General features: G+C 48.9%; 15 protein-coding genes. 13 read left to right on the top strand and 2 right to left on the bottom strand.

All coding sequences use genetic code 11. The features are described 5' to 3' along the window. Nucleotides 1–216: 216 nt before the first annotated feature. Genes Q0236_RS01935 through Q0236_RS01885 form a run of 11 tightly spaced genes read left to right on the top strand, consistent with a single transcriptional unit; the run spans nucleotide 217 to nucleotide 10816 of the window. Nucleotides 217–987, top strand: coding sequence for an FKBP-type peptidyl-prolyl cis-trans isomerase N-terminal domain-containing protein (locus Q0236_RS01935; RefSeq protein WP_297914408.1), 771 nt, complete (start codon nucleotides 217–219; stop codon nucleotides 985–987). 28 nt (nucleotides 988–1015) lie between these two features. Then, nucleotides 1016–1723, top strand: coding sequence for a 4Fe-4S dicluster domain-containing protein (locus Q0236_RS01930; RefSeq protein ID WP_297914405.1), 708 nt, complete (start codon nucleotides 1016–1018; stop codon nucleotides 1721–1723). Between the two features lies 1 nt (nucleotide 1724). Continuing rightward, nucleotides 1725–2696, top strand: a complete 972-nt coding sequence (nrfD, locus tag Q0236_RS01925; RefSeq protein ID WP_297914400.1) for an NrfD/PsrC family molybdoenzyme membrane anchor subunit — start codon at nucleotides 1725–1727, stop codon at nucleotides 2694–2696. 15 nt (nucleotides 2697–2711) lie between these two features. Continuing rightward, nucleotides 2712–5402 (top strand): cytochrome c biogenesis protein CcsA, encoded by a 2691-nt coding sequence (ccsA, locus tag Q0236_RS01920; protein WP_297914398.1) that lies wholly within the window; start codon nucleotides 2712–2714, stop codon nucleotides 5400–5402. A gap of 10 nt (nucleotides 5403–5412) precedes the next feature. Beyond that, nucleotides 5413–6246, top strand: a complete 834-nt coding sequence (locus Q0236_RS01915; RefSeq protein WP_297914395.1) for a tetratricopeptide repeat protein — start codon at nucleotides 5413–5415, stop codon at nucleotides 6244–6246. 31 nt (nucleotides 6247–6277) lie between these two features. Then, entirely contained in the window at nucleotides 6278–7402 is a 1125-nt protein-coding gene (locus Q0236_RS01910) for a nitrous oxide reductase accessory protein NosL (protein ID WP_297914392.1), read from the top strand. After that, nucleotides 7399–7587 (top strand): hypothetical protein, encoded by a 189-nt coding sequence (locus Q0236_RS01905; protein ID WP_297914389.1) that lies wholly within the window; start codon nucleotides 7399–7401, stop codon nucleotides 7585–7587. Before Q0236_RS01910 ends, Q0236_RS01905 begins: the two co-directional genes overlap by 4 nt. Beyond that, nucleotides 7577–8686, top strand: a complete 1110-nt coding sequence (locus tag Q0236_RS01900; protein ID WP_297914387.1) for an FtsX-like permease family protein — start codon at nucleotides 7577–7579, stop codon at nucleotides 8684–8686. The genes Q0236_RS01905 and Q0236_RS01900 overlap by 11 nt, the downstream gene beginning before the upstream one ends. Then, a complete protein-coding gene (locus Q0236_RS01895) occupies nucleotides 8683–9360 on the top strand; it encodes an ABC transporter ATP-binding protein (protein ID WP_297914384.1) in 678 nt (225 codons plus the stop codon). Before Q0236_RS01900 ends, Q0236_RS01895 begins: the two co-directional genes overlap by 4 nt. Further along, the gene (locus Q0236_RS01890) at nucleotides 9357–10310 is read left to right on the top strand and encodes a hypothetical protein (RefSeq protein ID WP_297914381.1); all 954 of its coding nucleotides are present in this window, start codon (nucleotides 9357–9359) and stop codon (nucleotides 10308–10310) included. The genes Q0236_RS01895 and Q0236_RS01890 overlap by 4 nt, the downstream gene beginning before the upstream one ends. Further along, nucleotides 10307–10816 (top strand): hypothetical protein, encoded by a 510-nt coding sequence (locus tag Q0236_RS01885; RefSeq protein WP_005870878.1) that lies wholly within the window; start codon nucleotides 10307–10309, stop codon nucleotides 10814–10816. The genes Q0236_RS01890 and Q0236_RS01885 overlap by 4 nt, the downstream gene beginning before the upstream one ends. A 56-nt stretch (nucleotides 10817–10872) precedes the next feature. Here Q0236_RS01885 and Q0236_RS01880 read toward each other — a convergent pair whose 3' ends face one another. Next, nucleotides 10873–11172 (bottom strand): hypothetical protein, encoded by a 300-nt coding sequence (locus Q0236_RS01880; protein WP_297914378.1) that lies wholly within the window; start codon nucleotides 11170–11172, stop codon nucleotides 10873–10875. 504 nt (nucleotides 11173–11676) lie between these two features. Between Q0236_RS01880 and Q0236_RS01875 the strand changes: the two genes are divergently transcribed. Beyond that, nucleotides 11677–12498: a DUF364 domain-containing protein gene (locus tag Q0236_RS01875; protein WP_297914376.1), complete on the top strand. Its 822-nt coding sequence runs from the start codon at nucleotides 11677–11679 to the stop codon at nucleotides 12496–12498. 59 nt (nucleotides 12499–12557) lie between these two features. After that, complete coding sequence (locus Q0236_RS01870) at nucleotides 12558–13130, top strand: alpha/beta hydrolase (RefSeq protein ID WP_297914373.1); 573 nt, start codon at nucleotides 12558–12560, stop codon at nucleotides 13128–13130. A gap of 326 nt (nucleotides 13131–13456) precedes the next feature. Here the strand turns inward: Q0236_RS01870 and Q0236_RS01865 are convergent, their stop codons facing one another. Further along, nucleotides 13457–13891, bottom strand: coding sequence for a hypothetical protein (locus Q0236_RS01865; protein WP_297914370.1), 435 nt, complete (start codon nucleotides 13889–13891; stop codon nucleotides 13457–13459). Nucleotides 13892–13923: the final 32 nt, after the last annotated feature.

The raw sequence follows: 13923 nt of genomic DNA, 5'->3' as shown, positions 1-13923 counted from the left end.
GAGAGTTTATGAGCTAATCGAAAAAGCGCAAGACACTGTAGACTTGCTACAAAAAGACGGCTCATGGGGTATGCACGGCTTTAAATATACTAAACAAAGGCTAGAGGCCGCTAAAGAGTATATTAAAGAGGCTCAAAGAATTTTAAACGCAAACCTATAGCGATAAAGGGGGCGGGGCGTCCGCTCCCTTTAAATTTAAATTGATGAAGGTAAAATATGCAAAAAACACTCTTTTTAGTACCGCTTTTAGCCGCTAGCCTATCCTTTGGCACGGATCTTACGCAGAATGATCAGCGCGAGGCTTACGCTATCGGCGCATCTACCGCGAAATACTTGATGAATCAAATTAGCGGACAGGAAAAACTAGGGATAAAAACCGATAAAGATATAGTTATAGAGGGCTTTTTGGATGTTTTTAAAGACGGATCCAAAATAAAAAATGACGAGATAGAAAAGCTTTTAAACGACAGAGCTGCCAAGCTTAATAAAGCAGTCGATGCGATCGCTAAAGCCGAGGTGGAGAAAAATTTAAAAGCAGGCGAGGAATTTATGGCGAAAAACGCCAAAAATCCAAATGTCAAAACTACAAAATCGGGCGTTCAGTATGAAATTTTAAAATCCGCCAAGGGCGACAAACCAAAGCCTGAGAGCATAATCGTGCTAAATTACAAAGCCTATCTACTCGACGGCACCGTGTTTGACGAAACCTATTCGGCGAAGATGCCCGCGCACCTGTCTATGATAAATTTAATCGACGGTCTGCAAGAGGGGCTACTTATGATGGATACCGGCTCGAAATATAAATTCGTAATCCCTAGCGATCTTGCTTACGGCAACGAGGGGATGGAGAAGATCCCGGGCGGCTCGACGGTCGTTTTCGAAGCGGAGCTGCTAAAGGTTCTAAAGCCGGGCGAGCTCGCCGAAGCGGCCAAAAAGCTTAGCGAGAGCGAGGCTAAAAGCTTTCACGACGCGAATAAAACAAAGTAGTTTTGCTTAAATTTAGTCGGAGGAGAATATGCAAAAGCAAAGAAGAAATTTTATAAAATCCGCCGCACTCGGCTCTTTGGGGCTCGGCGCAATCGCCTCAAGCTTGCTCTCACAAAACGGCACAGATAAAAGTGCGCAAGATGTAAACGCAAGTGCTAAAAAGCAAGAGCCGAAAAAGCCGCACTACGGCATGATATTCGATCAGAACAAATGCGTGGGCTGTACCGATTGCGAGATCGCCTGTAAAAAGGTAAATTTGGTTCCGAAAGGTCAAATGAGGCTTTTTATCCAGGATAAAACCGATCCGCTAAATTTGAAAGAAAAGCGCTATGTTAGAGTATCTTGTCAGCAGTGCGAGGACGCGCCGTGCGTAAAAGTCTGTCCGACAAAAGCCTGCCACAAGGACGAAAAAACCGGCATCACGACGATGAACACCGACGACTGCATCGCCTGTAAATACTGCATCGTCGCCTGTCCTTACGACGTGCGCTTTATAAATCACGAAACAAGAGCTGCGGAGAGCTGCAACTTCTGCTTGGATACGAATTTAAAAGACGGTCACGAGCCCGCCTGTATCGAGGCGTGCAGATACGAGGCGATCGTATTTGGCGATCTAAACGACGAAGAATCGCACATCAGCAAGCTACTTCGCGTAAAAGACAGCCTGCGAATGCGCCCGGAGTGCGGTACGAAACCGAGCCTGCGATATATTCCTGCGGTTAAATTGGGGGTGTGATATGAACGGAGCTATAAATTTCACTGCGACCTTCTCGCACGGCGTTGAGTGGGGCTGGCCGATCGCGGTTTATCTTTTGCTAGCGGGCATGAGCGGCGGCGCGTTAGTAGTCGCGATCCTCGTTAAGCTTTATAAAAAGCAAACCGAAAGCACGCCGCTGTTTAAGGCCGCGTCGTTGCTATCTTTCGTAGCGATCTTACTCGGTATGGTCTGCCTAGTAGCCGATTTGGAGCGGCCGCTTCTTTTTTGGAAAATTTTGATTAATTACAACTTTACCTCGGTTATGTCCGTGGGCGTGGCGGCGCTTTGCGTCTATATCCCGCTTAGCTTCGTAGCTTGCCTTTATGCGTTTGAGGCGGATTTGAGCGGATTTTTATCGCGCAGACTTAAATTTTTAAAAGGACTTTTCACGCTCGTAATGAAAATTTTAAACGCGCTTCGCCCGCTACTTCTTGCGCTTACGCTTGTTTTTGCGGTCGCGATCTGCGCCTATACGGGATTTTTGATCTCGGTTTTGGTTAGATTTCCTATCCTTAATACCGCCGTTTTACCTGCGCTTTTCGTGGCATCTGGCCTATCTGCGGGTATCGCAGGCTCAAGCCTAATAGCCGCGCTTTTCTTTAAAGCGGACCCGCACGGCGGCGATCTTAAAATTTTACACGCGGTCGAGTGGCCGGTTTTAGCGATGGAAATTTTATTAATCGGTATGATTTTCGTCTCGCTAGTAACGGGCAGCGACGTGCAAAAAGCCGCGAGCGTCGCCTTTAGCGAAGGCGTTTACGCTCAGCTATTTTGGCTAGGCGTCGTGGGCGTAGGCTTTTGCGTACCGCTCGTTTTAAATTTCGCACTGGGCAAAAAGATCGCTCACACCGCATTTGCGTTCTACGTTAGCGCGCTTGCCAGCGTGGTCGGAGTATTACTTCTTAGAATGTTTATACTATACGCAGGACAAACTTACGATATAATAATGTAAAACTGCGGAGGGTTAATGAGCGCGCTAAAAATATTAAAATTTTTCATCTCTTACAAGTTCGCGCTCTGCCTCCTTTTTATTCTAGCCGCAGGTGCCGGCGTCGCAACCTTTTTAGAGAGCATTTACGATACGCAAACTGCTAAAATTTTAGTCTATGAGGCACGCTGGTATGAGTGCGTCATGGGTGCGGCGACGCTGAGCCTGCTCGGAATAATCATAAAATCTAAAATGTGGCGCCGCTTCGGCTCCTTCGTGCTTCATGGGGCATTTATCGTTATCTTTGTCGGCGCGGCGCTGACGCGCTATTTCGGCACCGAGGGCGTGCTGCACGTAAGGGCGGGCGAGAGCGAAAGTGAGATGGTAAGCGTCAAACCATACTTGCAAATCCGCACGCAAGACGCGCTGTTTGAGCACCCGCTAAATCTATCTCAGATTGGCGATAACGATTTTAGCTTCACGCAAAGTATAAATTCTAAAAACTTCACCGTCAAATTTGGCTCTTATAAACCCGCGCCCAAAGGCGAGCAGGGCACGCTTGCGGTAAAGGCGGGCTTTGAGGGCGAAAGCGAGCAAGAAGCGCAGCTGCGCGGCGGCGCTGGCTGGCTCGGGGAACCTAAAATTTTAAACTTTGACGGCGAGGAGATAATGCTAAGCTGGGGCTCGAAACTCATAGAGCTTCCGTTTGCGGTAAAGCTTTTAAAATTTAAGCTCGAGCGCTACCCGGGCTCGCAAAGCCCATCATCCTACGCTAGCGACGTTGAAATTTTAAAAGAGGGCAAGAGCGCGGGGGAACATGAAATTTATATGAACCACCCGCTAAGCTTTGACGGTTTCAAGCTCTTTCAATCCTCCTACGATACCGACGAGTTGGGCACGGTGCTGGAGCTTAATCGCGATCCGGGTAAAATCCCCACTTACTTCGGTTATTTCTTGCTTTGCGTCGGATTTATCGGCAATCTTTTTACTGCGGGCAGCAGGTTTAAAAAGCTCGCTAAATTTATTAAAAACAACGCACCCGCCGCGCTGCTTCTAATCGCGCCGCTTTTTTTCGGCATTGAGCTTCGCGCCGCGGATGAAAACTATCTGGCAAACCTTAAAGCCAACTCGCGCGTTCATGCAAACGGCGCGTTCGCAGAGCTTTTGGTGCAAGATTACATGGGTAGGATCAAGCCGCTTAGCACCGAAGCAAGCGAGATCGTAAATAAAATTTCAGGCACGGATTCGCTCTACGGCTTAAGCGCCGAGCAGATGATCCTAGGAATGAGCCTAAATCCCGCGTTTTGGCGCGATCAAAAGATCATCAAGATTAAAAACGACGAGATAAAAAAGATGCTGGGCTTAGCGCCGCAGGAGCGATATGCGAGCTTTAATTCGGTCTTTGATGAAAACGGCAACTACAAGCTCGCCCACGCCCTGGACGAGGCGAATGAAAAAAGCGCCTCGCGCCGCGGCGTGCTCGATAACGAGCTGATTAAATTCGATGAGCGGCTCAATATCGCGTATCTGACCTTTAGGGGGGTGTTTTTTAAATTTATCCCCGTGCCGAACGATCCGCAAAACACCTGGCTCTCGCCGAACGACGCCTTTGCGGATTATAGTATCGCTCCGCAGATCAAAGGTGTGTTAAACGACTATCTAAACGGCTTGCAAGATGGAATTTCGGATAATGATTGGGCTAAAGCGGATGCAGCACTTGCGGAGCTGAAAAACTACCAAAGAGCCACCTCGGCGGCTATTCTTCCAAGCGAAAACCGCGTCAAAGCCGAGGTGTTTTACAACAAAGCTTCGGTTTTCAAAAAGCTCGTTTATTGCTATATGATCCTAGGTGGTGTAGCTCTTGTTTTGGCGCTTTTGGGCGCACTTTGCGGCAAGCGCTTCGCGCTCGCGCAAAAAATTTTATTCGCAGCCTTTGCCACAAGCTTTGCGGCACATACCCTCGCGCTTGCGTTGCGCTGGTATGTCGCGGCTCACGCGCCGTGGAGCGATAGCTATGAGTCGATGATCTACATCGGCTGGTCGGCGGCGCTTGCCGGGATCATATTTTTTAGAAAGTCCCTGCTTACGCTAAGCGCAAGCTGCCTGCTAGCCAGCATCGTGATGCTAGTAGCGCATATGAGCTTCGTAAACCCGCAGATTACCAACCTCGTGCCGGTGTTAAAGTCGTATTGGCTTAGCATCCACGTCTCGGTCATTACGGCTAGCTACGGATTTTTAGGGCTTAGCTGCCTGCTTGGGCTTTTGGCTCTTGTCTTGATGGCGCTTAAAAACGGCGCCAATCGCGAGCGGCTTAACGCGCAGATCAGATATATAACGGCGATCAACGAGATCAGCCTCATCGTGGGACTTTCGATGCTGACGCTCGGAAATTTCTTCGGCGGCGTATGGGCGAATGAGAGCTGGGGGCGATACTGGGGCTGGGATAGCAAAGAGACCTGGTCGTATGTCTCGATCATCGTCTATGCGATCGTGCTGCATCTAAAATTTATCCCGAAACTCGGCTCGATCTATGTTTATTGCGTGAGCTCGACGCTCGCGTATAGCTCGATCATAATGACCTATTTCGGCGTAAATTTCTACCTCACCGGCATGCACTCTTACGCCGCGGGAGACGCACCGCAGATACCCGCGCCGTTTTATTGTATAATAGCGGCGGTCTTTTTAATAATAGCTCTTGCTTTTAGAGGCAGGGACGTAAAAACGATATAAAGGAGTAAATTTGAAAAAATTTCTAATAGCGTTAGCCTTGGCTACCGCGGCAAACGCGGGCTTTATCAGCGAGGGCATTCAAGCTCAGCAAAGCGGCGATCATAAAAAACTCGCAGAAATTTACGAGCGAGCGTGCGGTTTGGAAAATAAAGCTTCGGGATGCTATAATCTAGCCGTTTTGTATTTTGAGGGCACCGGCAACGTAGAGAAAAATTTCGAAAAAGCGATCAGCCTCTACGAGAAGGCGTGCAGCGCTAAATTTGCGCTTGCGTGCAACAATCTAGGCTATATCTACGAAAGCGGCAACGGCGCGGATCAAAATTTCACCAAAGCCGCGGCTTATTACGAAAAAGCCTGCAAAGATAACGAAGGCTGCACCTCGCTCGGGCTTTTATACGCAAACGGCGCTGGGCTTGCAAAGGACGTCGCCAAGGCCGCTAGCCTTTATGAAAAAGCCTGCACCTACGGCGATATGATGGGCTGCAACAACCTGGGCTATCTGTATCTGAAGGGCGAAGGCGTGCAGCAAAGCTTCGCAAAGGCTAAAATTTTTTACGAAAAGGCTTGCGGCGGCGACATCGGCATCGGCTGCAACAATCTGGGCTATCTATACGCCTTCGGGCAGGGGGTGGACCAGGATTATAAGCAGGCAAAGCAGCAGTATGAAAAGGCGTGCAACTTAGACTACTTCGACGGCTGCAATAACCTAGCCATAATGTATGCAGAAGGAAAAGGAGTGAAGTCCGATAACGCCAAAGCAAAAGAGTTTTTCAAAAAAAGCTGCGACGGCGGCATCAAGATGGGATGCGAGAATTTAGAATTTTTGAACTCGATTAGTAAGTAGATTTAAAACATCAAATTTTTAAGGAGATAGTATGATTTTACGTTCGTTTTTGGCTTCGGCCGCGCTTGTTGCGCTCGTTTGCGGCGCCTCCATGGATGGGGCTAATAAGCCGGCAAATCCTATGTTTCAAAGCGTGGATCCTAGCAAGGCTACGCTTGTAGGAAGCGGCGAGGGCAAAGAATACTGCGCCGTTTGCGGAATGAATTTGGTTAAATTCTATAAAACCAACCATGTTGTAAACGGCAAGCAAGTAGCTTCCCTGCACTGCTTGTACGAGATTACGGAGGGAAAAATTCCAAGCGATGCGCAGGTCGTCGATACGAAAAATCTAAATTTGATCGACGTAAATAAAGCCTTTTACGTCGTGGGCAGCAAGGTCAAAGGCACGATGACGCGAAATAGCAAATACGCCTTTTCAACCGAAGCCGACGCGAAAGAATTCCAAGCCGAAAACGGCGGCGAGATAATGAATTTCGCCAAAGCCTACGAGATTGCGGGGCAGGATTTTGAGGGAGATAATAAGATGATTAAAGCCAAGCGCGAGGGCGGCGTTTACGCGCACGGTAAAGAATTTTACGAAACAAACTGCGAGAAAACCGATCCAAAAAGCTTCAAAGCCATCTCCGAGCTTAAAGCTCATCTCAAAAAGACTTGCGACGCAAAGGGCGCAAGCAAGGCACCTGATTACGACAAACACCTGCAAGCCGCGGCGCTGTATCTATGGGACGCGCCGGCAAATTTAGGCAGCAGCGACAAAAACGCAAAAGCGAAAAAGGCTGAAAAGATCGTCGTGCCTGAGGGCGCTAAATGCCCGGTCTGCGGCATGCTAGTGGGCAAAAACCCTAACTGGGCGGCAATGATAGAGGTTCAAGGCGGCGAGAACTTGTATTTTGACGGCGTGAAAGATATGATGAAATACTACTTCCAAAAGGGTAAGGGCTTTGATAAAATTTATGTAACCGACTACTACAAGTTACACAAGATCGATGCTAAAAGCGCCTTTTTTGTGCTTGGCTCCGACGTCTTAGGACCGATGGGCGACGAGCTCATTCCATTTGATAGCGAGAGCGCGGCCAAGACCTTCGCCAAAGATCACGGAGGCAAGAGCGTACTTAAATTTGATGAAATTCAAGAGAGCGTAATAGAAGGGCTATGAGGCTCATTTGCGCTTTAATGATCTTTTTTGCCGCCCTTTATGCGCTCATTGCGGTGCATTATGTAAGCTTTGATCGCACAAAGGGCGAGCAGTGTCTGCAAAAGCTCGCGCGCGAGATAAAGGACGTGCGGCTCTCAAGCAGCTTTAAGAGCAAAGCCTACGCGGAGTTCGTCTATGATAAGTAAAAACTTCATCGACTACTCCGTAACTCTGCTGCGAAAAGACAGAGCCGATCACGCTTTTAGCTTCGCGATCTTTGCATTTATCGTTTTTATTTTAAGCTCGGTGCTTTTCATCTCGGGCTCCATTCAAAACGATCTTGAAAAGGTCATCAAGCTCAGACCCGACATCGTCGTAGAGGCTCTGCGCGCGGGCAAACGCGATCTGATGCACGACGGCTATATCTACGACATCTCCAAAATCGCGGGCGTCAGCGAAGTGCAGGGCGCCGTGGACGGGATGTATTACTTCGCTCAAAAGCGCGTTTGGTTTCATATCGTAGGCGACGAAAGCCTGAGCGAAAACGAAATGATCGTAGGCGAGGGGGTAAAGGCGGCGATGGGCGAGTGGTACTACGAGGACGAGTTTCACTTCCTAACCGAACAGCGCCTAATCGCGATTAAGATCAATAAAATTTCGCCGCACGAAAGCAGCATCGTCTCAAACGACGTGATCTATCTCAACCCCGATACCGCACGCGAGGTGTTAAGCCTGAAGGAGGGCGAATACACTAAACTCTACGTAAGCGTACCCAACCCCAACGAAGTAAGCGAAGTAGCGCTTAAGATCGTAAATTTATACCCCAACACGGAGGCTCTCAGTGCCGAGGATGCGGTAGCCGAAGTGAGGCATCTGTATTATTACAAGGGTGGGATCTTTATGGTGCTTTACGCCGTGGCGATGATCTCGTTTTTCATCTTGCTGAAAAATCAAATTTCGCTCGCATACGGCGAGAAGAAAAAGGAGATCGCGATCTTGCGCAGCATCGGCTTTTGTATAAAGGACATCATCGCGATGAAATTTATTCAAAATTTCATCGTCTCGCTAAGCGCTTATCTACTCGGCGTCGCGGGCGCGTATGCTTATGTTTTTATCCTGGATGCGCCGCTTCTGCGCGATATATTCTTAGGCGGAGAGCTGCGAAATTTCATCACCTTCACGCCCGCGATAAATTTCAATATGCTCTTTTTGATCTTCGTCTTTAGCGTGATCCCGTTTTTAGCCTTTGTCATCATCCCATCCTGGCGCATCGCTATAGGAGATATGAGCGAGGCGGTCAAATGAGCAAGATAGAGATCAAGCAGCTTTGCAAAATTTACAACGAGGGCAGGGCGAATGAATTTCGCGCTTTAAAAAACATAAGCCTAAGCGTCGAAGAGGGGCAGATCGTAATCTTAAAAGGGGTCAGCGGCAGCGGCAAAAGCACGCTTCTATCCATCATAGGCGCGCTTTCTAAGCCTAGCAGCGGCGAGGTTTTAGTAGACGGCGCAAACGTTTCCAAGCTCGCCGATATCGAAAGCTCCGCGTATCGCCATAAAAAAATCGGCTTTATATTTCAGTCTTTCAACCTGCTTGAGGCGCTTAGCGTTCATAAAAACGTCCTTGCGCCGCTTAGCCTTGAGCGGCTGAGCAGAGATGAGCTTGGCGCGCGCATAGATGAAGCGATGCAGATTGCTAATATCGCGCATAAAAAAGATCAGATCGTCTCGAGCCTTAGCGGCGGCGAGAAGCAGCGCTGCGCTATCGCAAGGGCGCTCGTGATGAATCCGCAGATCATCTTGGCCGACGAGCCGACGGCAAATTTAGACAAACAAAACTCGCTCGGCTTTATCGAAATGCTCTCAAAGCTCAAAGAGCTTAAAAAAACCGTTTTGATCGCGACGCACGACATACTCTTCGACGAGCTAAGCTTCGTGGATCGATACGTGTTTTTAAAAGATGGAGAAATTTCAGCATGAGCGTATTTTTGTCGGGCAGCGTGATCGCGTTTTTGGCCGTGGAGCTGATCGTAATAGCGCTGATGGCGATCTCGCAGTTTCACATCGTGCGGATCATGCGCTACTGGGACTTTAACGCCACCTCAAATTTACAATACGCCCTGGAGAAAAGAAACTATCTCATCAACACCATTTTGTTCTTCACGATAGCGTGCAAGATCATTTTGTTTATATTTTTCGCGCTCTGCCTAAACGAGCTCTCTTCGGTCGTGCCAGGCGCGATGTGTTCCGCGGGCGTCGTGGGCTCGAACCGCTACGGCAACATCCTGCTGCTTTTAAAAATTTTACTGATCTTCGGCTTTGGGCTCTGGCTTATTTTAAACAGCCTCGATCTTAAAGCGGGCAAATTCCCATATCTTAAGCGCAAATACCTGATCTTTACCATCCTTTTTACGGGCGTTTTGGCGGAGTTTATTTTAGAAATTCTATTTTTTATCAATATCCCGCTGCGCGTGCCGGTGTTTTGCTGCTCGGTCGTATTTCGCGCGCCGAAGCTTCCGTTCGGCTATACGCAGGCGCTTTTGGCGACCTTTTTCTACGCGATATTGGGCGCCATTTTGATCTTAAATTTCTTAAAACAGTCGATGGCGAGCTTTGCTCTGAATTTGCTCTTTTTGTTCGTCGCATACTACGCGATCACCTATTTTTTCGGGCTTTACGTTTACGAGCAGCCCAACCATAAATGCCCGTACTGCATGCTTTTGAAGGATTATTACTTCGTCGGCTATGCGATATGGGGCTCGCTGTTTTTGGGTATATTTTTCGGCATCGTGCCGTTTTTAACGGAGCTCATCACCAAGCGCGCCTACACCCACCTGCTTAAATACTCCTCGTTCTGGCTCATTCTAAACGCGCTCATCTGCAGCGCTTACGTCGTCAAATACTACTTCGTGCGGGGCGCGCTGCTATGATTAAGAAAATCTTTGCCGCGGTTTTGCTCGCCTGCGTGATGGGGCTGCTCATATCGTCCATGGATATAGCCGAATCCAAAATTTCCGTGCGCCACGGCAACACCGATAAGCAGCCGCTGCAGATCGAATTCGGAAAATACCTATGCCACGAGAGCGGCACGGTGATAAACGATCTGTACAACACCGCTCAGGCCGTTATGCCAAACGGCGATACATATTTTTTCAACGACATCGCAAACGTCTTTATGTGGCTGATGCGGCAAAAAAACAAAGATGAGATCGTGGTGTGGGTTTATTCGCAAGACACCGAAAAATACATCATCGCCAAGGACGCCTGGTACTCGCGCGTCGAGATCACGCCGATGGGATATGGCTTTGGCGCATATGAGTTTCACAACTACGGCAGGAGCGACTACTACTACGACGAGATCGTGCTGTGCGCCGCTCGCGGCGAGACGCTGCTAAATCCGCTCATCAACATCCTTCTATCCGAAAATAAAATTTAGCTTTGCGGCGGATCGGAAAATGAAATTTAGCTTTGCGTCGGATCGGAAAATAAAATTTAGTCCTGCGATGGATCGGAAATAAAATTTAACCCTACGGCGGATATGAAATAAAATTTAGCCGTGCGGTAGGTAGAAATAAAATTTAACTCCGCAGCGGGCGCGACTTGTCGCAGATACGGCTCGTCGATTAAATTTTTACTCATGTCTATCGTTTTTATTAAATTTTGCTCGCTACCGCTTTCGTTAAATTTAGCTCGCGTCCGAGTCTGCGTTCGCTCGCAATTATTAAATTTGCTCGTATTTGCCCGAGCTCGCGCCCATTCGTATTCATTAAAATTTATCCCGCATTCGCTCATTAAGCTAGCCTAAAATTCAGCCCGTATCGGCTTACTATTGTTAAATTTACCCGTCTATGTCCAAACTCTTGCTCGTCCGCTCTTATGGAATTTAGCTCGCATTGTCTGCTCGCATCGGCTTGCTCGTTAAATTTGATCCGTCCGCACCGCCTGTTCGCTACCCCATCAATATCGCTTGCTCGTTTGCCGCTTCGTCCGCGCCGCCGATCAGTTTAAAATTTTTAACCGTACTCACTCGTTAAAATTTTGAATTTACCCGCTCGCTTAAAATTTCATGTTTGTCCGCACGTTTCAAATTTTAAAGCTGCACTGCGCTTTTTAAAATTCCAAGTCGTAACGATACGCGCTCGCTACGTAAAATTTTATCTCGCGTCTGCCGCTTGCGTTAAATTTGGCTCGCGTCTGTTTGGACATCGCCCGTCGCGCGATCAATAAATTTATATCAATACGGGCGCCGAAATTTTAAGCTATAATGGCGCCAAATTCCACATTAAAGGAGCGAAAATGAGCGAAATTTTAGATCAGACGCTGGAGTGCGCGAAAGAAATTTTAGGCGCCCAGGCGCTGGATCTTAAGATAGAGCGCGCGGTCGTGGGGCTGTTTTTTAGCGGCGTGAAGCTGCAAGGAGGCGCGTGCGGGCTTAGCTATACGCCGCTAAAGTCCCTATCGGGCGCCGTTTGCTGCCCCTCGCAAGCAAGCGCGATGCCCGATTCGGGCAATATCGCGGGCAAGAGCGTTCGCTATCTGCTGCGCGACCTAAACTCCGCCGCGCCGCTTAAAAAGACGCTCGCACTTGCCGCGCTAAATGCGCTTGGAAGGGCGTGTTTCGATAAAATCCGCGCGGATTACGACGTGAAATTCGGCGCCGATCCCTTCGAGCAGCTACGGATCGAGCGCGGCAGCTTTAGCGTCGTCGTGGGCGCGCTGGTGCCCTACATCAAGACGCTGATGAAAAATGGCGCGGATTTTAAAATTTTAGAGCTTGACAAAAGCACGCTTAAAGAGGCGGAGCTGCCGTTTTATCTGCCTGCAAGCGAGGCCGCAAGCGTCGTGCCGCGCGCCGATAACGTGATAATCACGGCTACGACGCTCATCAACGACACGCTACAGGGGCTTTTGCGTCTGAAAAAAAGCGGCGCCAAGCTCGTGCTCGTGGGGCCTACCACGCCGCTACTGCCGCAGGCGTTGTTTGAGCGCGGCGTGGACTTTGCAGGCGGCACGCTCGTGCGGGATGCGGACGCGGTACTCGATATCATCGCGCAGGCGGGCTCGGGGTATCACTTTTTGGGTAAATTTGCCGATAAAATCACGATTTGCAAGGGCTAGGGCGCGGATTGAAATTTTAAAATTTGCGCGTAAAGGACTTAAATTTAAAGGAGAAAAATATGCAAAAGTGCGTCTATATCGTGCACGGCTACGATGCTTCGCCTAAAAGCCATTGGTTTGCCTGGCTCAAAGGCGAGATCGAAAAATCGGGCGCGAGGGCGGAAATTTTAGCGATGCCGGCGCCTGCGCATCCGAGGCTTGATGAGTGGCTGAAAACTCTGCGAGAAAGCATAAAATTTGAAGGCGAAGTCTATCTGGTCGGACACAGCCTCGGCTGCCCTACGATCTTAAATTTTTTGCAAAGTAGCGCCGCAAGCGGCGCAGTAGAGGGCGTAGTGCTGGTCTCGGGGCTTGCAAAGCCGCTTAGCGATCCGCAATTTAAAATTTTAGACGAGTTTATGGATAAAGGCTTTGATTTTGAGCGCATAAAAGCCGCCGCAAAACAGCGCGCGGTGATTGCCGCAAAGGACGATTATATCGTGCCGTTTAGCTTCAGCCGCGAGCTAGCGGGGCAGATCGATGCTAAGTTTTACGAGGTGGAGAAGGGCGGGCATTTTTTGGATAGAGACGGCTTTACGAAGCTCGATCTCGTCTATGAAATTTTAGAAAAAATGATGAGACCAAAGGGCTAGATTTGGGGCAAACGCACCCGCGCCCGCTAGCCCGGTTTTTTTGCATTTGAGTTCGCCGCTCGCATTTTTCTATGCTAAAGCTCGGATTTGCTTTGCGGCTAAGATAAGGGTCTCGTATTTAGCCCGAGGGCTTCGCTACCCGCATAAATAAGCCTGCGGTGCAATTGCCGTTTGCAAAAGCAAGTTCCGCGCGGTTTTAAAATTTTCAAGCGCCGCAGCGACGATAAGCGCGTTTTATATAAATTTCAGAACGCAGCGGCTAGTGAGAATTTTATCCGTTCGCAAAATTTTGCCCGCAGAGAAATTTCGCGCCCAGCTCGCGCGGGCTAAGTCCGTGCCCAAACCCGTGCCGCGCGAGAGATAAAATTTAGCGGGCGCGAAAGGCGCATAAGTTTAGCTTTCTTTTCGTTAAACATATACGAGATCACGAAAACGATCAGGCAAATAGGCACGAACGCAAATGCAAACGCCACGCTCCAGCCGGCCGCACGCTCGCCACAAAAATACCCCGCCGCGAGGCACGCCAAAAACCCGCCGTAAAAAGCGCCGAGCGATAAATTTTCTACCGCAAAAAGCAGTAAACTAAGATTTAGATTTTTTACAAACAGCTTGCTTGGCTTAAAATTTTTATACCTTTTGAACAAATACCAAAACAGCGCGCAAGCTAAAATCGCAAATGTTGCCGCAAAAACGGCAATCCTTAGCGCGCCATCAAAAGGCAAAACCGCCAAAATCAATGCCGCCGCCCACCAATCAAGCAAGAAAACCACCCGCTAAGCGAGCAAATATCTCG

The sequence above is a fragment of the uncultured Campylobacter sp. genome (genome assembly GCF_938031315.1).
Classification (GTDB): Bacteria; Campylobacterota; Campylobacteria; order Campylobacterales; family Campylobacteraceae; genus Campylobacter_B.
The sequence above is the reverse complement of the archived record's forward strand: the minus strand, read 5'-3'. Positions and strand labels throughout refer to the sequence as shown.